The sequence below is a fragment of the Trinickia symbiotica genome, from assembly GCF_002934455.1.
Classification (GTDB): domain Bacteria; phylum Pseudomonadota; class Gammaproteobacteria; order Burkholderiales; family Burkholderiaceae; genus Trinickia; species Trinickia symbiotica.
The window spans coordinates 1-26,193 of sequence record NZ_PTIR01000008.1; the positions used below are offsets into that span (position 1 = coordinate 1).

General features: G+C 58.8%; 18 protein-coding genes. 14 read left to right on the forward strand and 4 right to left on the reverse strand.

The genetic code is table 11. The features are described 5' to 3' along the window. Nucleotides 1-147: 147 nt before the first annotated feature. From B0G57_RS13240 to B0G57_RS13310, 14 genes are all read left to right on the forward strand, one after another. Nucleotides 148-5,691 carry a beta strand repeat-containing protein gene (locus B0G57_RS13240; RefSeq protein ID WP_018443841.1) on the forward strand — a complete coding sequence of 1,848 codons (5,544 nt, stop codon included), beginning with the start codon at nt 148-150 and terminating at the stop codon, nt 5,689-5,691. Nucleotides 5,692-5,799: 108 nt separating this feature from the next. After that, entirely contained in the window at nt 5,800-7,923 is a 2,124-nt protein-coding gene (locus B0G57_RS13245; RefSeq protein WP_026230259.1) for a type I secretion system permease/ATPase, read from the forward strand. A gap of 5 nt (nt 7,924-7,928) precedes the next feature. Then, a complete protein-coding gene (locus B0G57_RS13250; RefSeq protein ID WP_026230260.1) occupies nt 7,929-9,356 on the forward strand; it encodes an HlyD family type I secretion periplasmic adaptor subunit in 1,428 nt (475 codons plus the stop codon). A gap of 145 nt (nt 9,357-9,501) precedes the next feature. Further along, entirely contained in the window at nt 9,502-10,890 is a 1,389-nt protein-coding gene (locus tag B0G57_RS13255) for a TolC family protein (protein ID WP_018443844.1), read from the forward strand. Between the two features lie 48 nt (nt 10,891-10,938). Beyond that, the gene (locus B0G57_RS13260) at nt 10,939-12,228 is read left to right on the forward strand and encodes a glycosyltransferase (RefSeq protein WP_020566555.1); all 1,290 of its coding nucleotides are present in this window, start codon (nt 10,939-10,941) and stop codon (nt 12,226-12,228) included. A gap of 444 nt (nt 12,229-12,672) precedes the next feature. Further along, nucleotides 12,673-15,588: a LysM peptidoglycan-binding domain-containing protein gene (locus B0G57_RS13265; protein WP_158256613.1), complete on the forward strand. Its 2,916-nt coding sequence runs from the start codon at nt 12,673-12,675 to the stop codon at nt 15,586-15,588. 5 nt (nt 15,589-15,593) lie between these two features. Next, a complete protein-coding gene (locus B0G57_RS13270; protein WP_018443847.1) occupies nt 15,594-16,016 on the forward strand; it encodes a hypothetical protein in 423 nt (140 codons plus the stop codon). Nucleotides 16,017-16,109: 93 nt separating this feature from the next. Next, complete coding sequence (locus B0G57_RS13275) at nt 16,110-16,667, forward strand: hypothetical protein (protein WP_146013370.1); 558 nt, start codon at nt 16,110-16,112, stop codon at nt 16,665-16,667. Then, a complete protein-coding gene (locus tag B0G57_RS13280) occupies nt 16,625-17,317 on the forward strand; it encodes a hypothetical protein (RefSeq protein ID WP_146013369.1) in 693 nt (230 codons plus the stop codon). Before B0G57_RS13275 ends, B0G57_RS13280 begins: the two co-directional genes overlap by 43 nt. After that, a complete protein-coding gene (locus B0G57_RS30895) occupies nt 17,317-17,724 on the forward strand; it encodes a hypothetical protein (RefSeq protein ID WP_035469703.1) in 408 nt (135 codons plus the stop codon). Before B0G57_RS13280 ends, B0G57_RS30895 begins: the two co-directional genes overlap by 1 nt. A 344-nt stretch (nt 17,725-18,068) precedes the next feature. After that, nucleotides 18,069-18,470, forward strand: a complete 402-nt coding sequence (locus tag B0G57_RS13295) for a hypothetical protein (protein WP_018443852.1) — start codon at nt 18,069-18,071, stop codon at nt 18,468-18,470. A 549-nt stretch (nt 18,471-19,019) separates the two neighbouring features. Then, the gene (locus tag B0G57_RS13300) at nt 19,020-20,036 is read left to right on the forward strand and encodes a dienelactone hydrolase family protein (RefSeq protein ID WP_035469707.1); all 1,017 of its coding nucleotides are present in this window, start codon (nt 19,020-19,022) and stop codon (nt 20,034-20,036) included. Between the two features lie 164 nt (nt 20,037-20,200). Next, nucleotides 20,201-20,668, forward strand: coding sequence for a hypothetical protein (locus B0G57_RS13305; protein ID WP_146013368.1), 468 nt, complete (start codon nt 20,201-20,203; stop codon nt 20,666-20,668). Between the two features lie 274 nt (nt 20,669-20,942). Further along, complete coding sequence (locus B0G57_RS13310; protein ID WP_189595337.1) at nt 20,943-22,022, forward strand: alpha/beta fold hydrolase; 1,080 nt, start codon at nt 20,943-20,945, stop codon at nt 22,020-22,022. 143 nt (nt 22,023-22,165) lie between these two features. On the opposite strand, the gene B0G57_RS31730 is transcribed toward B0G57_RS13310, so the two are convergent. The 4 genes from B0G57_RS31730 to B0G57_RS13330 all read right to left on the reverse strand — a co-directional run bounded on the left by B0G57_RS31730 (nt 22,166) and on the right by B0G57_RS13330 (nt 26,175). Then, the gene (locus B0G57_RS31730; RefSeq protein ID WP_018443856.1) at nt 22,166-22,531 is read right to left on the reverse strand and encodes an energy transducer TonB; all 366 of its coding nucleotides are present in this window, start codon (nt 22,529-22,531) and stop codon (nt 22,166-22,168) included. A gap of 394 nt (nt 22,532-22,925) precedes the next feature. Beyond that, nucleotides 22,926-23,324, reverse strand: coding sequence for an ExbD/TolR family protein (locus tag B0G57_RS13320; protein ID WP_018443857.1), 399 nt, complete (start codon nt 23,322-23,324; stop codon nt 22,926-22,928). Beyond that, entirely contained in the window at nt 23,321-23,980 is a 660-nt protein-coding gene (locus tag B0G57_RS13325; RefSeq protein ID WP_018443858.1) for a MotA/TolQ/ExbB proton channel family protein, read from the reverse strand. Before B0G57_RS13325 ends, B0G57_RS13320 begins: the two co-directional genes overlap by 4 nt. Nucleotides 23,981-24,000: 20 nt before the next feature. Continuing rightward, on the reverse strand, nt 24,001-26,175 hold the full coding sequence (locus B0G57_RS13330; RefSeq protein ID WP_051090139.1) for a TonB-dependent receptor: 2,175 nt from the start codon (nt 26,173-26,175) through the stop codon (nt 24,001-24,003). Nucleotides 26,176-26,193 lie beyond the last annotated feature (18 nt).

The window sequence follows — 26,193 nt, forward strand, 5'->3', positions numbered from 1 at the left end:
TCTCAGTCATAGGTTGCGTCCGCAAGTTGTAGTTGCGGACGCAAGCCTGCGCTCGTTCAGCTTCCGATTCTAGGTGCGCTTAAATTCGCGCTTACGTATCAATGGGCCGGCGTCGAGAACGTCGATCCCAGCAGCCGGGGATCCTATATGGACGCTCAGGAACTGGGTGTGCTAGAAAAATTCACGGGCGAAAACTTCGTATCAAGCTTCACAGGTGGCCCCGACCCTTCCAATTGGCATCAGGCCCAGGTGCTGCAGGATGCATTCAACCAGCTGATGAATGCCGTTGAGGTTCGCTTGGTGGCGCAAGGGCCTCTGGCCTCTTATCTGTCGGGCGTGGGCTTCAATTACGACACGGACTCGTTGGTTGGCAGCGTGGACCTCACCGCACTAGCTGAAGCGTTGATCAATGCAACTCCAGCGGGGCAACTTGCGGCTGAGGGGTACTGGTCAAGTGTGGCCCCGATGGTTGGCAACCTTTGCAGCGAGTTGGGGTTGGGGGCGAGCGCCTATCAGACTGCGTTTCAGGGGCCATTCAGCAGTCTGAACTTGCCGTTCAGCCTTGATGAAATCGTCCAAGGCAACGTTTTCTTGGGCAACGGAACGAACACTGTGGCTGTGGCGCACACTGCGGGTGTCCCACACTATTTCGACGGTGGTCCCGGTGTCAGGTACGAAGGGAGTTCAGGCAGCGGGGATGTGTTTGTCTTCAATCAAGGCTATGGGCAACTGGAAATCAACGAATTCGACTGGAACGCGTCGAATAACGTGTTGCGCTTGGGAGCCGGCATTACGCCGGATGCCGTCAAAGTCACGCTCGATGACAATCAGGACATTCTCCTCACCATTGGCAGCAATGGCGATCAGATAAAACTGGACAGCGAGGGAACGGGCGATCTGCGCTGGGGAGTCGAACAGGTCCAATTCGCCGACGGAGCCGCATGGACCCAGAGTCAACTCATCGCGTCGGCGCGCAACATCCAAGGCACGGCCGCAAGCGAAACTTTGTACGGTACCAACGGAGCCGACACGTTCGATGGCAAGGGCAGCACTCCGTACAGCGGCAGCGACGTGGAGATTGGCAACGGTGGGAACGACACTTTCATTTTCAATGAAGGTTACGGGAAGCTCACGATTAACGAGTACGACTATGGCGCATCCCCGGAGAACGTATTGCAGTTGGGTGCTGGAATTACTCCTGATCAGGTAGTGGTCAGCGTCGATCGCAGCCAAAACATTGTGCTGACAATCGGCACCAACGGCGACCAGGTCATGCTTAATCGTGAAGCGACCGGGGACGCGCGCGAAGGCGTCCAGCAAATTCAGTTCGCCGATGGCACGATCTGGACGCAAAGCCAACTTCTGGGGATGCTCGCCACCATCGACGGGACACCCCAAGATGACACCCTCTACGGCACAGGGGGGGCCAACGTCTTCGATGGTAAGGGCGGCTATGACGTCGAGGTAGGGAACGGCGGGAACGACACATACGTCTTCAACTCGGGCTACGGAACTCTTGTCATCAAGGACTCTGGCTCCGGCGTCTTGGACTTAGGCACGGGCATCACGCCAAGCGAAGTGAAGATCAGCACCGATTATTCAGGCGATATCGTCTTGACGATCGGTACCGAGGGCGACCAGGTCATGCTGAGCGGTATGACCCGAGGTGCGAGCAGCAGCATTCAGCAAGTGTTGTTCGCCGACGGCACGAGTTGGACAGCCGCCCAGATCTTGGCATGGTCGAGCGACATCCAGGGCACGACTGGCAACGACGATCTCTATGGGACGTCGGGCGACGACGTCTTCGACGGCAAAGGCGGCAATGACTACGAGTCGGGGCGTGGAGGCAACGATACGTTCATTTTCAACCAGGGCTATGGGCACCTCGAGATTTCGGAGGTCAACGGCAGCGCCGGCTTCGACAGTGTGCTCGAGTTGGGCTCGGGAATTACGCCGTCAGCGGTGACGATCGCATACGGCCCCAACCAGAGCCTCGTTCTGACGGACGGCAACGATCAGATCACCCTCGACGGAATGGCCAATGGATCAGGACGAGACGGCGTGCAGACGGTGCAGTTTGCGGACGGTACTGTCTGGACCGCCAGCCAGATGCTGGCGTCGATCGGCGAGATCCGCGGCACGGCGGGCGATGACCAGCTTTTTGGAACGAGCGGTGCAAACTTGTTCGATGGTGGTGGGGGCAACGATTACGAAGACGGAGACGGCGGCAATGACACGTTTATATTCAATCGAGGGTACGGGACGCTAGAGATAGTCGAGCAGGGTGCGGCAACGACAACGGGCACCCTGCTGCTCGGCCCTGGCATATTGCCGTCATCCGTGACGGTTAGCCTGGCGGGCGACTCCGTGCTGCTCACGATCGGTTCGAACGGCGATCAGGTGAAGCTGGATTACATGACCGACCGTGGCAGCAACTTCGGCGTTCGAGACGTGCAATTTGCCGACGGAACCGTATGGACAGCGAGCCAGATTCTCGCGTCACTCAGCGACGTTTCAGGCACGGCAAAAGATGATTCGATCGGCGGCACGAGTGATCCAAGCGTTATTGACGGAAAAGGCGGCAACGATGTGGCGGGCGGACAGGGAAACAACGACACGTTCGTCTTCAAAGCCGGGTATGGACATCTGACGGTATACGAACCGCAGGCTGCCAACGGTGTCACCAACGTGTTGCTCTTCGGGCCTGACATCGACGAATCGTTTGTGACGGTAAAGGAGAATATGCAGGACGCCGTCGTGCTGACAGACGGCATCGCGGGCGACGAGGTCACGCTGGTCAACCAGGCATATGAGTTCCAGGGACTGCAGTACGGCGGTGTACAAGAGGTGCAATTTGCTGACGGTACCATGTGGACGGCGCAGCAACTGCTGCAGAGGGCGACGCAGGGAACGCCGGGGGACGACGTCCTCATTGGCGGATGGCAAGCGAGCCTCTTGGATGGCAAAGGCGGGAACGATTACGAAGCCGGCGGTGGCGATGGCGACACGTTCGTTTTTAACGCCGGATACGGACATCTGCAAATCAATGAGTATCAGTGGGGGACCGCAAATAACGTACTGCAACTCGGACAGGGTATCAGCGAGTCGTCGATTTCAGCGTCTGTGACGCGCGGTGACGCCATTGTGCTTAGTGACGGCACGCCTGGTGACCAGATCGTTCTCGATGGTGAGTTCGATGACGCACGATATGGTGGTACCTCGCGTGGCATACAAGAGGTTCAATTCGCCGATGGGACGACGTGGTCCGTTCAGCAACTGGTTCAATTGGCGCAAACGAGAACAGGTACGCCGGGGGACGATTACTTGGTCGGCACCACTACTGCCAGCGTGTTCGACGGCAAGGGCGGGAATGACTTCGAGACCGGCGGCGGCAAGGGAGATACGTTCGTTTTCAATGCGGGCTACGGGCATCTGGAGATCTATGAATATCCGTATCAACCCACTAACGTCTTACAGCTTGGCCCGGGGATCAGCGCCTCGTCAGTGGAGGTTAGCGCCACCGAGGACTACGGGGTCATACTGACGGATGGGATGGCAGGCGACGAGATCGAACTCGACGGCGAATTGGGCGGGGAGGGCGTAGAGCAAGTCCAGTTCTCGGATGGAACGGTCTGGACCAGGCAGCAGCTGTTGCAGATGGCGGAAACCACAACCGGCACGCCCGGTGACGACGTGCTTCTGGGCACCACCGACGCCAGTCTGTTTGACGGGAAGGGCGGCAACGATTATGAAGAAGGTGACGGTAACGGCCATTTAGACACCTTTGTATTTAACGCGGGTTACGGTCACTTGGAAATCGACGAGTCAAATTACACCGTCGCGACGAGCGTGTTGGAACTGGGTCCTGGAATCAGCGAATCTTCCCTCCAAGTCACCACGGACAAGAGCGAAGACATCGTGCTGACGTCGGGAACGGATCAGATCGTGATCGACTGGATGGCGGATGGCTGGGGAGATTACGGCGTCGGACAAGTGACGTTCGCCGACGGGACGGTATGGACGGCCAGCCAGATCATCGCAATGGCCAGCAACGTTCAGGGAACAGCCGGTAACGACACGCTATACGGCACCAGTATTTCAAGTACGTTCGACGGAAAGGGAGGCAACGACGTCGAGATCGGAAATGGCAACGACGATACGTTCATATTCGATCCGGGCTACGGACATCTCGAAATCGAAGAGGGGATGGCCAACTACGATTCAACCAACGTGTTGCAGTTCGGGGCCGGCATCAGGGCCGCTATGGTCACTGCGTCGTTGGGAAGCAACGGCAGTATCGTCTTAACGTCTGGCACAGACCAAGTCGTGCTGGATGGTATGACCACGCAATCGTGCGGAATCCAACTAGTCCAGTTCGCCGATGGCACGCAGTGGACGCCGAGCCAGATATTGGCGATGGCCAGCATCATCCGAGGGACCGCTGGTAACGACACGCTATCTGGGACGGCGGGCGGCGACTGGTTCGATGGCCGAGGCGGCAACGACCTCGAGGTAGGCGGAGGCGGTGCCGACACGTTTGTCTTCAACCAGGGCTACGGCCACCTGGAAATCGACGAGCAGGACTACTCTCACGGCATTGTGGGAAAGGTGTTGAAGCTCGGCCCGGGGATCGCGCCTTCTTCAGTAACGGTGACATCGGACCAGTACCAGGATGTCGTCTTGACGTCGGGATCCGATCAGATCCAGCTGGACGGCATGGCGGATAACTCGGGGTTGCGGGGCGTGCAGCAAGTGCAGTTTGCCGACGGAACCTTATGGACGGCGGCCCAAATGATTGCCTGGGCGCGCGATGTCCAAGGCACGCCGGGCAACGAGACGCTATACGGCACCAACGGCGCCGACATTTTTGATGGCCAGGGCGGCAACGATATCGAGATCGGCAATGGCGGCGCTGATACGTTCGTCTTCAATCAAGGTTACGGTCAACTGGAGATCGACGAAGCCAATTACTACCCAGGCACGAATTCGGTCCTGCGGCTTGGCGCGGGAATCGACGAGTCGGAAGTCTCAGTAGCCGGCACAAGCAGCCGCGGGCTGGTGCTGACAGACGGCATAGCGGGCGACCAGATCACGCTGGATAACGCCCTCTACGGAAGCGACTACGGGGTGCAGCAGGTGCAATTCGCCGACGGTACGACGTGGTCGGCACAGCAGCTTGAGCAAATGGCGACGACTGGCAACGCTGGCGGGGGCACGCTCTACGGCACACCGGGGGCAGACGTATTCGATAGCCGTGGTGGCAATGCGACCGAAGTCGGCAACGGCGGAAGCGATACCTACCTCCTCCAACCGGGATACGGTCCTATAACGATCGTCAATGGCATATCGAGCAACAACGTTTCGGAAGGGGTTTTATCGATCGCGGGCGTCAATCCTGACAACGTTTGGTTGGCGCAAGTCGGAAACAATCTTCAGGTTGAAGTGATGGGTTCCACGACGGAAGCCACCATTCAAAACTGGTTCAACAACTCCTACAGCAAGCTTGGAGAGCTTACTGTCAGCGGCGGCACGGCGGGCAACATGACGCTGGATGCACGGATTGACCAGTTAGTCCAGGCAATGGCGACCTTTAGTAGCAATAATCCGGGCTTCGATCCGACCTCGTCGGCAAACCCGGTTATCAACGATCCAACGCTGCTTACCGCGGTCAATTCGGCGTGGCATCAGTAGGAGCATTCCATCTTCGGTGATCCCGTCACATCTACGTGACGGGATCCTGACGGCAGTGATTCGTCGACGACACAGGATCGGCGAAACAACCAATACGGGGTCTCGTTTGTGACCGCACGACCAGAACACCTCGCCGCGGATCCGGGGCTCGCGGCACTGATTGTGATAGCGCGCCTTCACGGCATCGCAGCGGATGCCGATCAATTGCGTCATGCGGCCGCGCTTGAAAACGCTCGTTTTGACGAGCGAGATTTAATTCTTTCCGCTCGTTCACTTGGGCTGAAGGTGCGCGCGGTTAAGGTCAGTGAAGCCCGTCTGCCAAAATTGCCTTTGCCGGCACTACTGCTCGATAGCGAAGGGAAGCATTGCGTCTTGGCCGCATGCGATGGCATGCGATCCATGGTCTTGGAATGCGGCGCGGCAACGCCGACTGTCACTCAGCCCTCCGAGGTAATGAGGCGCTCCGCAGGGCACCTACTGTTGTTCGCTTCACGAGCGTCGCTCGCCGGCGAACTGGCGCGGTTTGACTTTTCGTGGTTTATTCCTGCAGTCGTCAAATACCGGCGCCTGTTGCTCGAGGTGCTACTGGTATCTCTCGTGCTGCAGCTCTTTGGCCTCGTCTCCCCTCTGATGTTCCAAGTCGTGATGGACAAGGTTCTCGTGAACCGCGCGTACACGACGCTCAACGTTGTTTGCCTCGCGCTGCTCGTCTGTTCCATTTTCGAAGTGATCCTGACGGGCTTGCGAAACTTCGTCTTCGCACATACAACCAATCGCATTGATGTAGAACTTGGCGCTCGGCTCTTCCGTCACTTGCTGACGCTGCCGCTCGCCTACTTTGAGGCGAGACGCGTCGGCGATACGGTCGCTCGCGTCAGAGAGCTCGAAAACATTCGGAGTTTTCTTACCGGGCAGGCGATAACAGCCGTCATCGATCTGCTTTTCTCTGTGGTTTTCTTTGGCGTCATGTGCATTTACAGCGTCTGGCTGACCCTGGTCGTCGCCATCTCCCTGCCAGTTTATGCGTCCATTTCCATGACGCTAAACCCGGTGCTGCGTGACCGATTGAACCAAAAGTTCGCTCGCGGTGCCGACAATCAATCCTTCCTCGTGGAGGCGGTTTCCGGCGTCCAGACCGTGAAGGCGATGGCGCTCGAGCCGCAGTTCACCCGTCGCTGGGACAACCAACTGGCGGCGTATATCACCGCCAGCTTCCGCGTGAATTCTCTGAGTAAACTTGGACAGCAACTTATTCAACTCGTGGGAAAGCTCGTTACAGTGACGACGCTGTTCCTGGGCGCGAAGCTCGTCATCGATGGCAAGCTGACCGTCGGCCAACTGGTCGCCTTCAACATGATGTCGCAGCGTGTCGCCGCACCGGTACTGCGCCTCGCACAACTGTGGCAGGATTTCCAGCAAATTGGCATCTCGATGCTGCGCTTGGGCGATATCCTGAATTCGCGTACCGAATTACCCCAAAGTCGCCAGGCGATGCCTGCGATCAAGGGGGATGTGAACTTTGATGACATCCGCTTCCGTTATTGCCCCGATGGCCAACCTGTCCTCAACGGAATCAACCTGGCGATCCGCGCCGGGGAAGTCATCGGCATCGTTGGCCGGTCGGGTTCCGGGAAGAGCACGCTGACGAAATTGTTGCAGCGCTTGTATGTTCCTGAACATGGTCGCGTGCGCATCGATGGGATCGATCTCGCCCTGGCGGATCCTGCATGGCTGCGCCGGCAAATCGGTGTGGTGCTGCAGGAGAACTTACTGTTCAACCGATCAATTCGCGACAATATCGCTATCACGGACTCCGGTGCGCCTCTGGAAGCGGTGATCCATGCGGCGAAGCTCGCGGGGGCGGATGACTTTATTGCAGAGCTTCCGCAAGGCTATGACACAGTCGTTGGCGAACATGGTTCGACGCTTTCGGGTGGCCAGCGACAACGCATTGCCATTGCACGTGCGCTTCTCACCAATCCTCGAATATTGATCTTCGACGAAGCCACGAGCGCGCTTGATTTCGAGACCGAGCGGGTAATTCAGAACAACATGAAAGCCATCTGTCAGGGCCGTACAGTGATCATTATCGCGCACAGGCTCAGTGCGGTTCGCCATGCGAATCGCATCATCGCAATGGATAAAGGGCGTGTCGTCGAGCACGGCAGCCATGACGAACTGATGAACCATCGCGGCTACTACGCCCACCTCGTGTCCCTGCAAAACGCATGATGATAATGAATTCTCTGCGGCTCCAGGCGATAGGAGACTTATGTCGGCGGTACGGTTCGATCTTCCAGTCGGCATGGGCTATACGAGATCAACTGGAGGCTCAGCGGCGCTCCACCGACGAGTTGCAGTTCCTGCCCGCTAACCTGGAACTGATCGAAACGCCGCCACATCCGGCGCCGCGCTGGGCGATGCGCGCCATTGTTGCGCTTGCATGCGCATTGCTGTTGATCGCTGTGTTCGGCAAGCTCGACATCGTGGCGACCGCCCAAGGAAAGCTAATCCCAAGCGCGCGCGTGAAAGTGATTCAACCGGCGATTACGGGCGTTGTGCGCCAGATTCTCGTGCATGATGGGCAACGGGTGTCACAAGGACAACCCCTGATCGAGCTGGATACCACTCAGGCGGCTGCAGATGCTCACAAATCACGTTCAGCACGGATTGACGCGGCACTTGCGATGGCTCGAGCCCGCTCACTCGTTGCCGCTCAGCAGACAGGTTCTAGTCCGGCCGTTTCCGCAGTCGATGGTGCCTCGTCTGAACAGCGTGCCGAGGCACAACGCTTTGCTGACGGCTTGTTTCGCGAGTACGCGGACAAGGTTGCCGGGGCCCGCGCGGAACTGCTGAAACGAGAAGCAGAATCGACGACGACGGCGCAGGAAGTAGCGAAGCTTCGTGCGACCGCGCCGCTCGCCCGAAGGGAGGCAAACGACTATAAGGCTCTCGCCGTCGATAACTACGTTGCTCAGCACGACTACCTCGGCAAAGAACAGACGGCTCTTGAGCAGGAGCACGAGCTTGCCGCACAGCAGAGCCACGCACGCGAACTAAACGCCGGCGTCATCGAGCAGCGATCGATCATCGAGTCGATCACCTCCCAGTTTCGCCGCGAGCAACTCGATGCCCTTGACAAGGCCAGCCAGCAATTTGCACAAAATCGCGATGAGGAAACCAAGGCCGACACTCGCCAACGCTTGTTGACGCTTTATTCTCCGGTCTCTGGCACCGTACAGCAATTGTCAGTGCATACCCTCGGCGGGGTTGTCACGACCGCTCAGTCGCTCATGGAGGTGGTGCCCGACGACGCCGTGGAAGTTGAAGCGAATATCGAAAACAAAGACATCGGTTTCGTTAATGTCGGCCAGGATGCCGTCGTGAAAATCGAGGCGTTCCCGTACACACAGTATGGCTATCTGACCGGCAGGGTGGTATCCGTCTCAAACGACGCGGTGCAGGATAAGGGCAAAAAGGCGGGACTGACCTTCGTAGCCCGAATTCGTCTGCCATCCAGCCAGATGCGTATTGAACAGAAGTGGATCAGTCTCACGCCCGGTATGCAGGTAACCACGGAGATAAGGACCGGGCGCCGCAGCGTCGCAGGATACTTCCTGGATCCGCTGATTCAGACGGCTCGGGAGAGCCTTCGTGAGCGCTGAACTTGTGGCGGGCAGGCATGGCTGCGCAGCAGTGCCGCCGCGCTCGGCATTGAAATGGGATCGCGCGTCTACACGTCATCGCGTATGCAAAATTGCGACCTTCTTAGGCGCGGCAGCGCTCGCCTGGGCTGAACTGCCATCAGCAATGGCGTTTGACGTCTTTGGCACCTCGGACGCGGTGCCGCGCACGCCCGCTGCCCTCCTTCTTGCAGCCAACGCCGGTTCACCTTGTCAGTTCGGCCCGTTGGGCACGCCGCTTATGCTTGAAGAGGCCGTTGACAGAACGCTATGCGAGCATCCGAAGACACGCGAAGCGTGGGCCAACGTCAAAGTACAAGCTGCCACCGTCGGAATCGCGAAAGCCGCCTACCTTCCCTCTGTCACGGGTGCATGGCAAGACGTGCGCGATAACCAGGTTACGGATGTGACTGGACACCCCGCCTTGAGCTCAGCAAACCGCAGCATGATTCAGACTGAATCGGTCTCGCTGAATTGGGTGCTATTCGATTTCGGCGGAAGGAATGCGGCGTTACGCAACGCGCAGCAGCTTTTGGCGGCTGCTCGCGCCAATCAAGACGCGATCCTCCAAGAGGTCTTTGCGACGGTGGCGACAGATTACTACGCGGCACAAGCCGCGGCAGGCAAGCTGGCTGCTGCCCGAGAGACCGAGCAGATTGCGCATGATAGCTTCGTGGCTGCGTCCGCGCGCGTCCGAAACGGGGTTGCCGCGATCACAGACCAGTTGCAGGCTCAGACGTCGTATGCACAAGCGACGTACAACCGAGCCAAGGCAGAGGGCGATCTAAGTACGGCGCTTGGGACGCTCGCGTCGGATATGAATCTGAGCCCAGCCGAGCCTATCGCCATTCCCGGCGTTGCCGCGGGGGTAAGTGCGGATCAGGATTTCATCGATTCTGCTGCGGCGTTGATCGACGAAGCCGAGCGCACCCATCCGAGCGTGGCCGCCGCACGCGCGCAATTGGAGGCAGCTGTGGCCAAGGAAGACCAGATCCGCGCCGAGGGGCTACCGACGATCAGCCTAGTGGGCAAATATTCGCGCAACAATCAGCCGGCCGCCTTGGGCTTGGGTGAGCCACCCTTTCCGGCAACGGGGCATGACTGGTACATCGGAGTTCAGATACAGATACCTTTGTTCGAAGGGTTCGGCAGGACGTATCAGATCCGCGAAGCGCATGCGCAAGCGGAGGTGCAGCAATACACCCTTGACGAAGCCCGACGACAGGTGGGCCTTGACGTCTGGAAGAGCTACCAAGCGTTGCAGACTGACACCCGGAATGTCGCAAACACCGCGGCGCTGCTTCAGATAGCCGAGCAGTCATTCAACGCAGCGAAGCATCGATATACCGCGGGCGTGGGCAATATTCTCGAATTGCTCAATGCCCAGTCCTCCTTAGCGGACGCGGCTAGGCAGCGCATTCAGGCGTTGACCGACTGGCGAGCGGCAAGGCTCCAGCTGGCGGCAAAGATCGGTCGACTCGGCATCCCGGACCTACACCGGATAAGTACCGAATGAAGACACAAGTTGTCGTACCACCCGGGATCAGGTAGAAGGAGCGGAGATTTGCGGATTCTCTTCATTCATCAAAACTTGCCGGGGCAGTTCAGGCACTTGATGGACCACTATGGACCTATGCCTGGCGTCGAAGTGTTTGGGCTTGGCGACGCGTCGCGGATTCGTGAGAATTTCGCTCAATGCTCACATAACGTCAAGATTTTCGGCTATGCATTCGCACGGCAGATTGGGCGCGCTTCTCAGTCTGCGCTGGGCAGCACTGAGATGCTGCTGCGGCGGGGCGCGGCGGTAGCGAAAAGTCTTAAAACCTTACGCGATAAGGGCCTTCACCCGGACGTGATCTATGGTCATCCCGGGTGGGGCGAAATGCTCTACGTTCGAGACATCTTCCCCGACGCAAAGGTCGTCAATTATTGCGAGTTCTACTTCAATCGGCGCGGCCAGGATTACGGATTTGACGACGAGTTCATGCCCGCCAGATCGGACGACTTAAGCGTCGGTACCGAGAACATGGTCCACGCGCTCAGCTTAATCGCGAGCAATTTGGGCATCAGCCCAACGCGATGGCAGCATTCGCGGTACCCGACGGAGCTTCGCTCAAAGATTGCGACGGTTCACGATGGCGTCGACACCCATCTGATCAAACCGGCCCCCAGTGCGACGGTAGCGCTGCCCTCATCAAGCCTCACGCTCAGTTCGCGCGACGAAGTCATTACTTTCGTGAGCCGCAATCTGGAGCCTTATCGCGGGTTTCACGTATTCATGCGAGCACTGCCGGAACTGCTACGCCACTGCCCGCGCGCACACGTGCTGATCGTGGGAGGCGACGACGTGTCATACAGCCGACCTCTCAGAGGTAGAACATATCGTCAACATTTTATCGAAGAGGTCGGCGATCGACTCGACCTATCGCGAGTGCATTTTCTTGGTCGCCTTTCTTACACAGACTATCTTCGTGTGCTGCAAATTTCCACGGCCCACATCTATCTAACGTACCCGTTTGTACTTTCTTGGTCGATGCTAGAGGCAATGGCTGCCGGTTGTGTCGTGGTTGGCTCACGCACGGCACCCGTTGAGGAAGTCATCGAAAACGGATGCAACGGCATATTGGTCGACTTCTTTGATCGCGAGCACCTGATCGAAGCAGTGATAGGTGTCTGCGCGAACCGCGAGGCGCACAGCGCAATGAGGAGCGCGGCGCGTGCGACAGTGGTAAGTCGATACGACCTCGAAACTGTCTGTTTGCCTCGGCAGGTTGCGCTGTTGGAGGGGGGCGAGGCTGCGCCGCGACGCGAGCTCGCAGTCACTGACTCCTCAGGGCCCACGATGCAACGGTGACACTTTTAATTCGCAATCGCAACTCCATGAAAATCAACGGTAATTTTTGGATTGAAGCATCCGGCCATCAAGAGTGACACTTTTATTTCCGTTTTTGTGACAGATTTATTTTGGTCTACGGCTGGCCAGGGCCACATTCTGACGTACGACAAGAACGGCAATCGCACGAGCGACACCGCATGGGGCCAGTAGGTCGTGCGGCAGGAGAACGTGGTCGGCTGGGATGAGTCGGGCAACGCGATCATCAACGGCGTGAGCTATGTGAATCATGCCGGCCGGATCACCGAGTTCTACACGTACGACCGCATGAATCGCCTCTCGACGGTCTCGACGGGTGCGTTCGACACGAACTGGAACGCGCTGCCGAGCCAGGAGGCGATCCGCCTGGATACGCGCCTGTACGACGGCGCCTCGCGTGTAGTGCAAAGCGGGCCGGCCGGGAGCTTGTCGAACGACTACATCCAGGCGCTGACGAACGGCCGAAGCGACGCCAACGGCGCGATCACGCGCGTATCGCGCTATGACGCGGACGGTCATCTGCTGAGCCTGCACACCACGAAGCCGGACGGCTCGTTCTCGAGCGATCAGGTGTACCAGAAGGTGACCACCTGGCAAACGCAGGACCAGGTGCAAACCGGCACGGACGAATCGGGCGCGCCGATCTACACGACGCAGACGGTGAACCACTCGTCGGTGAGCAGCGGCTACGACGCGGCGGGCAACGTCACGAACTACCAAATGACGGATAGCAGCGGGGTGACGGAGTACTTCAGCACCACGTACGCCAAGTTCGAGGGGTACAAGGAAGCGACGGTCAGCGGCTACCGCAGCGACAACGCGGGGCAGATGGGCACCACGACCGATGGCTACGACGCCAACGGTGACTTGATCAGCGTGACCGACAGCACGAAGGGCGCCAACGACCGCACGTTCGTGAACGACGCGAACGGCAACATCCTGCAAAAGACGCAGCAGGGCAACGTGCTCAAGCAACTGGTGGTGGACGGGCAGGTGTACGGCACGTACGGCACGGGCGAGGATCCGGTCACGCCGACCAACGGCAACGGTGACCCGAACTACGCGGACCTGACGAACTTCAACCTGAGCTACCAGCCGATCACGAACGCGTATCCGGGGGCATCGACGGGGCAGTACACGATCCGCAGCGGCGACACACTGCGCAGCATCGCGCAGCAAGCGTACGGCGACAGCGAGCTGTGGTACCAGATAGCGGACGCCAATGAACTGCGCGGCGATGACGACCTGCGCGTGGGGCAGACGCTGACGATCCCGAACCGGGTGGCGTCGGCGCATAACACGAGCTCGAGCTTCAAGCCGTACGATCCGAGCAAGGTGGTGGGCGATACCACGCCGAATCTGCCGGTGCCGCAGCAGGATGGCGGGGGCGGGTGTGGAGGGCTGGGCGGCATCCTCGTCCTGATCGTGACGGTGGTGGTAACGGTCATTGCTCAGCAATACGAACTGCTGCCGGAAGAGGTAGCCGCCGAGCTGGGGGCGGCGGCGCCGGTTGCGGAAGCGATGCTGGACGCGGCGGTGGGAAATATTGCGGGGCAGGCAGTCGGCAACGCGGTTGGCGTGGAGCATGGCTTTGACTGGCAATCGCTGGGGACATCGGTCGTCAGCGCAGGCGTGACCCAGGGGGTGGGTGTTGGGGGCCTTGGCAACTCGGTGGCGGGCGCGGCCTTAACCAATGCGATGACGCAAGGCATTGAGGTAGCCACGGGTTTGCAGCATAGCTTCAGCTGGCAGCAGGTGGCGATCGCGGCGGCCGGCAGTGCGGCCAGCTCCGTGGCGCAGGTGGGGGCGGATAGCGCGATGGGCTACGACCCGAGCCAGGGCTTCGACTTCGGCAAGGACCTGATCTCGGGAACGATTTCGGGCATCGCGGCGGGTGTTACGGCGTCGGTGATGCGCGGCGGCCGATTACAGATCGCGCAGCTTGCGGCAGACGCGTTTGGCAACGCGCTGGGCGAGAGCTTGGCGCAAGATGCGAGCACCCAAAGCGGGACACAAGCGGATACGCTGGCGCAGACCGAGCAGCAGGTGATGCAGTCGAGCGACGTTGGGCAGCCGGGTGATGCGGTGCTGTTCGGGCCGTTGGGCAATGGGGCGAGCGGCCCGAATGGGGCGCTCTCGGGCTCGAACGGGTTTGATACCGAAGGGGCGTATAACCAATTGGTCGACGCGTTCAGCGCCGCGCCGATCGATAGCGGCGCTCAGCCGGGGATGCTGCTCGCATCGAACGATCTGACGCAGCCGGGGCAGCCGATCGTGGCAACGGACGCGGGTGGTGGGAGCCTCGACGCGCATGACGCGCGCGTGGCGGAGTTCCAGGCTGAGGCCGCCCAGATGCTTGCTGTTCAAACGGGATATAACGCCGACGGCACGTACAACATCCTGGTGACCGGCACGACGCCGCCCGACGAACCTGTCGGGACGGATCCGACAACGGGAACCGAGGGGTATGCGGTGCCGGCACCGGAAATCCAGGTGACGCCGCTGGATCAGTCGAGCCCCGCGCCCAGCGGCGGCACCAGTGAGACACCGTTTGACGCTTTCATTCGCGGAGCGGAGGGCGGATACGCCGGCGTCTTGGACCCGAATCAAAGCGCAGCACGTGTGGGCAGCTATGTGAATGACGCGTGGCATAGCTTCACGCAGTTCGGCCGCGAGATGAGCGGGGCTGTCTATCAGGACGAAGCGATCCAGCAAGGGCGTGCGGGCCACTACGTGGCGGCAGTCGGCCGGGAAATGCAAGCCTTTGGTCAGGCCGGGTTGACGCTGTTTGGCCTCGGGGAGGTCGGGTCCGCTGCCGCTCCTTTAACTGGTACCGTTTTAAGGTCTCTGGGCGACACCGCCTATAATGCTGTAACCCGGTACGCGGATTTGACGGGCGCACGGTTGTCGATTGTCGGCGATGAGGCAGGATCGACGACGCTTGCGGATCAGGTCCAGGCTGCTGCGACAAGGAGAGTCGGGACCGAGTCCGATAAAACCGGTGGCGCCACGTTTGGAAATGCCGTATCAACAGACTATCGCACAACCTTTTTTGACGCTTACCCTGACCTGCAAGGACAAGTTGTTGTTCACCATGCAGTTGAGCAACAGGTATTGACGCGATATCCTGGTCTCGTTTGGCAGGAAGAGATTCACTCCCTTGAGAACCTGCGTGGCATTCCCAACGAGTTGAATTCTGATCTGCACCTGAGCCAGATTCGCAGGGAGTGGAACCAGTTCTATCGGCAAACACCAAATCCGACGAAGGATATGCTGCTGGAGAAGGCTACTGAAATCGACGCCAAGTACGGTTCTCAATTCAATCCACCAGTAGATAGATAGACACTATGCAATACTTCTTTCTTGAACCCGAAGTGGCAGGCGAACTAGGTGAGGACACTGTTATCGATCCCACTGTGCATCCGCCCAGGGTCGACAAACTGCATTACAAGTTTAGTGGCTGGCAGGGGGATGCTGTGCTCGAGAGTTTTCCATGCGTGATTGCCACGCAAGCTGCTTCAGATGCCCTACTACAGAACGGTGTCACAGGGGTTCAGTTCGTGGAGGTTGAAGTTTCGGCGTCTGATGAGTTCCGTGACTTGTATCCGAACCGCGAGCTTCCTCCTTTCCGGTGGCTGAAGATAAGTGGAGAGCCCGGCAAGCATGACTTTGGCATAGCCGGCGATCTACGCTTAGTTGTCTCTGAGAAAGTGTTAGGCATCCTCCGATCGTTTGGACTAGAGCACGCCTTGACAGAGCCGTTTGCGTAAAGAGCTCATGGCTATGACAACGCCCGCCTTGTGCGGGCGTTGCTGTTCGCGCATGACGCGCGCGTGGCGGAGCTCCAGGCTCAGGCGGCCCAGATGCTTGCTGTTGAAACGGGATATAACGCCGACGGCACGTACAACATCCTGGTGACCGGTACGACGCCGCCCGACCAACCTGTCGCGACGGATCCGACAACGGGAACCGAGGGGTATGCGGTGCCGGCACCGGAGATAACCGTTCGTCCGCTCGATGCGCCCACCGCTTCCGCTTCGCCTGAGAACGCCGTGGTAGTACAAACCGACGCGATGGGCAACGTGACGGGCGTGACGGACCAAGCACCGGCTAGCGGGCCGCAGATGGGCTACTTCGAGCAGATGTCGAACGTATTCCACTTCGTCGGTCAAGGCGCTATCGGTTCTGGCAAGGGTCTTGTGAACGGCGTGCCCGAGATGGTAATGAGCGCCGCCAACGCCATCACTCAGGGTGCCGTGATGCAGGGGCAGATCGAAGCGGGCGTGGACCCACAAACGGCGCTCACGAATGCACAGCAAAGCACGGCTGGGTGGTGGAATCGGGCCACTGTCGATATGACAACAGCATGCAGCGCGGGATGGGCTACGTCGGCGAGCTCCTCGCGCCGAGCGCGGACCTGAAGGCGTTGCAGCTCGGCTGGGACGGAGTGAAGGCGCTGGGTCTGGGCGAGACCGCCTATAATGCTGTGAGCCGGTACGCGGATTTGACGGGCGCGCGGTTGTCGATTGTCGGCGATGAGGCTGGGTCGACGACGCTTTCTGATCAGATCAAGGCTACGGCGACAGATGGCATAGGCGCATCAGCGGAGCCGGTAAGTAAGCTCGAGGTAGTCACGTACAGAGAGAGTGTGGAACGTGCGGTGGCCGGGGACAATTTAACTGGCGATCACATTCCATCAATTGCTGCAATACGAACACACGTCGAAAATACGCTTGGGCTCCCGCTAACAAGAGCGCAAGCAACTGCACTGAGAGCAGAAACGAATACTCTCATTGTTGATGGAGACTTCCACGCGAGTGGTCGAACGTACTTCAGCAATAATACGCCAGCGCAAGTTGCTGCGGATGCTCAAGATTTGCAAGCTGCGGCATTTAGAGATCAGGCAGTATATATGCAAAACGCAGAGAAATTCGGCTATAATAGAGAAGATTTACAGGGCGCCGCTTTCAATGTCCTAAACGAAAGGAATAGCGGCTTGTTTGGTCAACTGTCCACAAAAGACGGGATCAAGCAGTTCTTCACCAATCTTGGCGCATGGGAGCCGGAATAATGTCATTTAGTGAAGATTTGATCTCAATTCTAGGAAAAGCGACGTCGGCTGCCGAAGTGGTTGACGTCGTAAATCGGTACGGGCTTCGAGATGTATATGACGACCCACCGTTTCGGCGCTATGTCGGTTCCTCCGAGAAAGGCGTTGATCTGCTTTTTGAGAATGAAAAGGTATTGGACATCCAGATTTATGCGCAAAGATCGCAGACTCATATGCCCTTCCCCGTAGAGCTCCCATTTGGGATAAAAGCCGGTATGACTGATAAGCAAATTCACGCTTTGCTTGGCGAGCCGGAGATCCGTGATTCGATCGGTAGTAAATATACCGCGCTGGAAGGGCTAGCCAAGCTAACTATCGTTTATGACAAGTCAAATGTAGTTAGCTATGTTAGCATAAGAGGACTGTAGCCGCGCTTGACGTATTGCCGATCGCGGTATCTTCGGATGACATCGACGTGATGGTGACGACGCGTCCTTACACGGCGACGCCGGGATGGTCCTATGGTTCCGGGCGGGCTTGTCGAGACCCTGATCGGGTTTGATGAGTTGATCCTCAGCTAGGTCAGGCGCGCCGGTGACGCTCGCCGCCAGGCGGTGCCTGGGCTGTCGCCAGACATAGCGGACACCGCTGACCGGCCGGCAAGCACGTCACCGAGGAGACGGCGCAGAACGGCCAGCTCTACCAAAGCCAGACGCTCGCCTACGACACGCTGGGTCGCCTCGCACAGGTTGACGCCCTGGATGGCGTGAGTTTGCACTTCGAATACGACAAGGTCGGCAACCGGCTGCTTCAACAGACGACGACCACGACCTATACGACGGTCACGGATTACCAACAGGTGCAAACCGGCACCGACGAGTCGGGCAACCCGATCTACACCTCGGTGCCGGTGCAGCGCACCGTGCCGGTCTCGAACTCGCGGACGATGTGGTATGCCTACGGCGCCATGAACCGCCAGACCCTGGTGGACGGTGCAGGCGATCAGCATCACGATCGAGATGCGCGATTCCTTCCCTGGCGCCTATATGCCGAATACCGGCTGGCTCCATATGCCGGAAACGCAGTGGCTCCTTTATGCCCGAAGTCAATTGGCTCCAATGTGCCAGAAGATGACACGTCTGCGGCGGCGGGCCGGAGCCGCTCCATCGGGTAGTGTGCTCGTACACAAATTTCAGGAAATCCTGACATTGAGCCACCGTTCAGTTTCGGGCCGCATGGCCGTATTCCTTGAGTAATACGCGCTTTTATCGCGTACGCGGCCCCTGGCGAGCATGGGATCGTACAGCGTCGCCCAATCGGCCGTTCCGTGGCCTTGGTGGGCTGAAATGATTGCGTCGGAGAATCGCTTTGGGATTTACGCGGATGATTACGTCCGGCCCGCTAGGCGCAAACGTTTCAAAGCAATACCAAGATCTGTTCTCGCTCGTTTGCCTAGACAAATGCCTTTCGCTGTGGTCAACTTACGTAACTTAAAATTCAATGCAGATTGCTTAATAGATCAATAATCGTTGACGTTAATTTCGTCATCAATAGGGGGTATCCGATTGCACATGATCGTGGGCATCTATCAGTGATACATGTCACCATATCCGCGCGCTCAGCGTGAGCCAGTTTCATTGCTGTCTGAGGCTGCTCGCGTGGGCTGTAAACCAATTCTTTGGGGCGACTTGTGGTAAATGCACAAAGCAGCTTGTCGAGTTCAATGACGCCGAATTCGATGCTCAGTCGTTTGGTTTCACATCTATCACTGATCGCCGTCATCGTCCTTTCGCAGATGGCGGCTGCTCAGACGCTCTCGCCGGAAAGAGAGGGCCGCATTGAATTCAATAGCTTCACGCCCAAGACCATGTACGATCTTGCGCGAGAGCATCGGGAAAATTGGGCGGAACAGACGGTCTGGGGAGACCTGTCCTTACCGAAGAGCGACGCAGCCAAAGTCCCCGCTATCGTGCTCATGCACGGCAGTGGGGGCGTTGAGGCAAGCATGGCGCAATGGGTGCAGGCCTTCAATGAAATTGGCGTCGCTACGTTCGTCGTCTACGTGTTTGAGCCTCGTGGCGTGAACCGGACTGCGGAAGACCAAACGCGGGTGCCCTACGCCGCGGACGTCGTGGATGCCTTTCAAGCGCTTCAGGTACTGGCGAGCCACCCGCGGATCGATGCCACAAGAATTGGAATCATGGGATTTTCCCGCGGTGGCAGCGCAACGTTCCGAACAGCAGAAGAGCCATTTCGACGTGCTGTAATCAAGACCGACCTCAAGTTCGCACTGCATATTCCTGTGTATGCGGGATGCAATCAGGTCTATTGGTCCCCGCAAATTACTAAGGCACCCATACTCAATCTCGTTGGCGAGGCGGATGACTACACCCTACCCGAGCCTTGTGAGCGTTTAGCCAGGCGGTATGCGGACGCAGGGGCAACTGTTCGGACCATCGAGTACGCGGGCGCAGGGCATTCTTGGGACGGCATGTATCCAGTCAGTTACCAGCCTCGAGCAACGTCCGCGGCACCGTGCGGTGTGCTCCGGTGGGACATCGAACCGTGGACGATTACGTCCGAGCGCACTGGCGAAACGATTGATCCGCCCAAGCTCAACGAATTTTTTGCGGGTTGCAGCAAGTTGGGGGCTCACGTTGGGCGGAACGAAGCGGCGTTCCGAAAATCCCGCAGCGATGCTCAAGCCTTCGTTCGAGAGGTTTTCTTCGCGAGTCAATGAAGCTGATCGTCCAGCAGATAGGGTGCTGATCTTCCCGGGCGGAGATTGCAGCGTCGTAGTTGTGGTCTCAAGAATCAAGTGAAATGCGGTAAATAGTGTAACCGTTGATATGGCAGTGGGTGCTAATCGGATCGAGCGTCAGGGCTCGCGTCCGGTAGCGTAGAATGAACGTTAAGACATTTAAAATGCTCAAAAAATCAATAATCGGATTGGTCAGTGTGGCGCTGTTGGGATGTGCAAGTTCGGGGCGGATTGGCGAGCTTCCTACAGTCGCCGCAGGTAGCGCCGCATCGCAGTTGGTGCTGATTCGCCCGAGCAGCCTGATCGGCGCAACGAACAGCTACTACGTCGCGCTGGATGGCAAGGACGTCTTTACGATTCGTTCCGGCGAGAACACGCAATTTCACATACCCGCCGGCGAACACGTGGTGTCGGTCAAATGTTTTGGCGGCTGGTCGCCGACATGGAAGGAAGATGGCAAGCAATTTTTCGCCGCTCAGGATCAGCCAAGCTATTTTCAAATCAGCCGGAATCTGACTTGCGCAAAGATCGCTCAGATCAACTCGGAGGATGCAAGGAAGCTCCTTGCCGCAAGCAAGTTCATCAGCCCGAATACTGTGTCGAACAAGTAGTCGGTAATGGCATCTTCCAAAGCTATGGAAGATGCAGTGGCCTTCCCACACTTTCGGCAACGACATCATGCCATTTAATGTGTCGGGGAAAATGGGGGAAGGGCAGTTGACCGTCTCCACCGCATAACGCAAAATCAGACGCCGCCCCGGTCATTGTGAATAGCGGCAATGGCTCTATTGCCGGGCGTGTTCGAACTCAACGAAGGGACGCACGAGCTGCGATGACTGCTCGCGGGGAGCGTCCTTGTCTTAAACAAAACGAACGAAGCTAACAATGAACGAAAGAAAAAGAATTAGCGGGGTGCGTGTATCCTGTTTCGGCGGCCTAATTGCCCTTTCGGCCGCATTGATGACGGGCTGTGCTTCGACCGTCAAAAACTACGCACTTGATGATCACTTCTCCGGCACAGAGGCCATGAACGGCTCGGTCGCTACGCCGGATCAGTGCGCGAATACGCCGGACGCCGTCTGTGTTGTCGGGGCGTCGTTCCAAGAATGCATTCGTTACTATGCGTCGAATGCTTTCGAACGCGGGCACGTCGATCGAGCAATCGTGTTCATGGAGGGCGACGTGCTTTCGACGAGCGGCGCGTCATCGAGTTATTCGAAGTGGACGCCTCGCCGAAGAATGACAACGGCTCAGTTGCAGCAGAGCAGCGGAGGCACCGCCTACTTGATCCTGGCGCGCCCCGGTGTAGACGGAAGCAGCGGCAACCAGAACCGCAGACGCACTCAGTACGAGACGCTGGTGATGAACGCAGCGCTCGACAAGATCAAGGCAAAGTACGGCATTCGAGAATACGGCCTGGTGGGGCAGTCGGGAGGCGGAGGGCTCGTCGCGGCACTCATCGCGGAGCGGCGAGACGTCCTATGCGCCGTCTCTTCATCGGGCGTCACATCAGTGGTCTATCGCGCCCGGGAGGCGGGGCGGTCTACCGACTACACGGGCGTATCGTTCACCCATGTCTGGGATCCGATCGATCAGCTTCCCCGTGTTCATCCGATGCCGGGTTTCCGCATGTTCGTGACCAGCGACGAAACGGATACCGACGTTTCCTTCAGTTCTCAAGACCACTACGTACAGGCCGCGAAAAAAGCCGGCTTACCGATCTTCCAGATCATGGTGCATGGTACCGGCTCGGACCATCATCAAACATCGCGTATCGGATCGCGTGTCGTGGAAGACTGCATGCTCGGACTGCCAACCGAGCAGATCGTCCGGGTCTACACGGGCATGAACAACAACGACCCGATGACTGACCCCGCTAGCAAGGAACGTTCGTTTGCAGGTTTGCCCGTGGATGCAGCAGTCCGACCGACCGATAAAGCGGCAGGGGCTGCGCCCAACCAATGAACTCTTGGGCGGGCGTGCATCGAGATGCGAATAAACGGCCAATGCGGCGAAACACAGGCGGGGCGGTGCGTCCAAAGACCTGGACTGGCTTATGTCGCAATACCGAGACTTTGTCAGTATTCGAGCGCAGCACGTCCTTTCGTTCAATCCACGTTGAAGTGAACCCGCACTTCTTGACGGCTCTCGACAGGATGCCCGGCCTCTGTCGCCGGGAGGAAGCGCCATCTATGCAGTGTCGCGATGAGTATCTGATTGAGGCGGGGATTCGGTGTCGGCTTGATTAGTTCGACATCGAAGGCCCCGTTCGCGTGAATGACGAAGCGCGCGACCGCGACGAACTGGTAACCGTCTTCACGAAGATCGTCCGGCAAGTCGGGCAGGGGTTGGGCGACGACGCGCGCGGGGCCGCTTGCGTCCGAATGGCCTTCTGTCGATTGCTGAGCGTCAAGCGCCGATGCTGCGATTGCATTCGACTGCGGGGCAGCGCTTTCCGTTGGAGTTGGCGACACGCTTGACGTCACCGGCGGCTGGGTTCGCCGTACCGTCTCAGTGGTGGGCGGTGGGACAGGTGGCGGGTTCTCGGCTTTCGGCAACGGAATTCGCGCTACTACCTCATGCCGGCGCGCCACAGGGTGCGTGGGTCGCTCCGGCGGACGAGGAAACGCGTGCGTTGCCGCATCCGGCGCCCTCGCAATTGCACTATTGCGCCCAGCATCTTGCGGCATTACGGGCCATTCAACCAGCCGCATGTCGATCGGTTCATCCCTGCTTCTCAAAGGTTCGCTGCCGGAGAAAAGCCACCGCGAATTCGAGAGAAACAAACCCCACGCAGCCGATGCCAGCAACGCTGCAACGACGAGCCGCCAAGCTCTGCTTCGTTCTGCGTCAGACGAGACCCATCGCTTATTCACGGTGCAAGGCAACGAGAAAGTGCTTCGCGCCGGCCTTTCGGGCCTCGAGCATGGCTTGCACGACGATGCCATGAGATGCACCGTCATCGGCGGCCACCACGAGATCACCGTCGGGCCCGATGAGGCGCTTCACGCTGCCGACGATCTGATCGAGCGAAACCGGTTGCTGATTGATATAAATCCGATTTTCGCGATTGACCGACAGCGTCACCGGCCGATCCGCCGGCATCTGCTGCGCCTGCCCACGCGGCAAATCGATGCGGACGGAGTCGAGGCGCTGCATTGCAAGCGACGTCAACATGAACGTCGCGAGCAGAAAGAACATGACATCGATCATCGGAATGATTTCGATGCGCCCGCGCTTCGACACGCGAGAGCGGCGCAGTTTCATGGCCGCGCTCCTGCGTTGCCCGTTTCGCGAGAAAGGCGAATGTCGCCGAGCCGTTCGTTTGCAAGCGATTCGATCTCGTCCATCAAGCGGTCGATGCGCCGCGAAAAGTAGTTGAACGCGAAAAGAGCGATGAGCGCAATGACAAGCCCTATCGCCGTGGCGACGAGTGCCTGTGCAACACCGCTTGACACGCCGGCGGGGCTCACGAGACCGTCTCCCCCAATCAATCGGAACGAGCGCATCATGCCGACGATCGTCCCCAGCAGCCCGAGCAGCGGGGCGGCCGTCACGATCGTTTCGAGAAGCCAGAGGCCGCGGCTCATGTCGCGCTCGATATTCGCCGCTGCCGTTTCGATTCGAGCTTCAGTTCGCCAAAGCGGCGTCTCTTCATGATCGGAGAGAATGGCGTCGATACGGCTCCAGGCATGTCTTGCCGGCAATGTACTCGCGCGCGGATGCGCCATTTCGTTGCCGCTGATTTCACCAGTCCGGTGTTTGCTCCGCAGCGATACGTCTCCCGGAATACGCGCATAACGCCAGAAGACGTACGCACGGTCGATCATGATCGTCAACGCCGCGACGGCGAGCAGGCTGAGCGGGTAGACCACCCAGCCGCCCGCGCTTACGGCTTGGGCGATACCAGTCCAGTCGTTCATAACGCTAGCTCCGAAAATGCTTAAAAGTGTTTCGTGATGCCCGCGTAAATCGCGCGTTGCGGGCCGAACTGCGGCGCCTGCACGCCGATGCCGGAGCCGTCGCGCAGCTCATAGACGCTGTTGAACGCATTGATGAGCACGATCCGGCCATCGAACTTGCCGATGAGCGGCGCGTTGAAACGTTCGATTACGCCGAGATTGAGTTGCCAATACCACGGCAGTTTGTCGGTATTGTCGAAGCCGCTGCGCAAGCCGCTGCCGACGATGCCGTCGAGCGTGAACGTCGTTCGGCCCAATGTGTAGGCGCCGCCGAACGAAGCCGTGACGCGCTGGTCGTGATCGAGATAGATCCAATTGCCGGCCGCGAATGCGAGCTCGTCCGCGCCGAAGTTGAACTGCGCCGACTCGATGTTCTTGCCCTGTGCGCGGCTCCAAGCGACGTTCGCGTAAGCCGAGATGTTTTCGTGCTTGTAGTTCGCCGTGAACTCGAGACCATAGACGCGACCCCGCTCGTAATTGAACGCTGTGAAGATGAGCGCATTGCCGAACTGCCCCTCGTCGATCAGGTCACGCGCGATCTTGTAGTACGCGTCGAGGCCCAGCGTGAGGTCCGACGTGACGCGCTGCGAGATACCGATGTCGAAGTAGTGGCTGCGCTCGGGCTTTACCGGGTCGTTTTGCGAGCCTGTCGCTTGATTCGTCGTGCCGTTGAAGAGGCCGATGGTCGAATCGGAGACGAGCTCCATGGGCGGCGGCGTGAAATAGCGGGTATAGCCCGCGTGGAGCGTCGTTGCGCTGGTTGGCTGATAAACGAGCCCGATGCGCGGGCTCAGCTGCCCCGCTTGGACGAATTCATCCACACGGTCATAACGTACGCCGTAATTCAGTGTCACCTTGCTCGTGAGTTTCCATTCGTCTTGCAGATAAAGCCCGTATAGGTAGCCCGTCTTGCTGTTCGAATCGTTGATCGTGAACGGCCGATCCGAAAGCTGATTGCCGTTGGCATCGACGGGGAACACCGCGACGCTATCGTTGAAGCTCGCGTGCTCCTGCTCCAACATGATCCCCGCGCGCACGGTGTGCTTTTCGCCGAGCCGGTACGTCGTATCGGCCTGCAGCCCATTGGCCTGGTTGCTGTGAAAGTCGCGGGACGCCACGCCATCGAAGATCAGATCGCCGACAGGGTCGGGGTTGAACTGTGTGCGCGTATAGCGTGTGTAGAGCGCGATCTGATAGTCGAGTGCAGCTCCGTTGGTACCCTGCAGCGCAACGACGGCGAAGTTATTGAGCTCCGACTGTGTTTCATCGAGGTTCGCCGAATCGAATGTAGGTGTCCCGTTCAGCGTGAAGACCGGCGCCAGCCCTGGCGTATTGGGAATCTGAAAATGATTGGCCGCTGCGCCGAACATCACGCTCACGCGCGTGAGCGGGTCAATCATGTACGACAGGTAGCCGAAGCCGTTGCCCTGGCGCGTGTGATCGTGCAGGGGATTGGCATCGGACGTGGGCGCTTCGATGCCGAGATTGTTCTCGCCGAGTGTGCCCGTGAAGTAATAGCTGAACGGGCCGCTCGAGCCGAACAGCTCGGCGCTCGTCTGGATCGTTTCATGGCTGCCGCCGTAGACGTCGATCGTGCCGCCGTTGCCCGCGTTGCCTTGCTTCGTGCGAATGTCGACGATCCCCGCGGTCCGGTCGCCGTATTGCGCGGGCAACGCGCCTGTCACGAGGTTGACTTGATCGACGATCCGCGAATCGAACGATTGACCGAAGCCGCTGATCGGCTCGGGAATCATGATGCCGTCGATCCGATACTGCAAATTCGCATGCTCGCCGCGCACATGCAGTTGACCGAACGAATCGTTCGCCACGCCGGGCGCCTGCAGCAAGACTTGATTGAGCGGCGTGTTTGCGCCCTGCGGCATGTTGTCGATATCGGATTCAGTAATCCGGTACACGCTGCTCCCCGTCTCGGGCAGGAGTCCGTTGCGGGCGCGATCGAGGCGCTTGGCGCTGACCGTGACGTCGAGGCTCGTTGCGTCGCGTTGTCGTGCATTGGGATTCGAAGGCGTTGCCTGACTTGGCGTGCCGCTGGCTGCATCGGCAGCAGCGTCCTGAGCATGAGCCATCAGCGCATATGACCCAAGAATCGACGCTGCCGCCACCGCGCAGGCTCGGGCTATATGTGAGCGTTCCATCTTCGTCTTCTCGTTCTG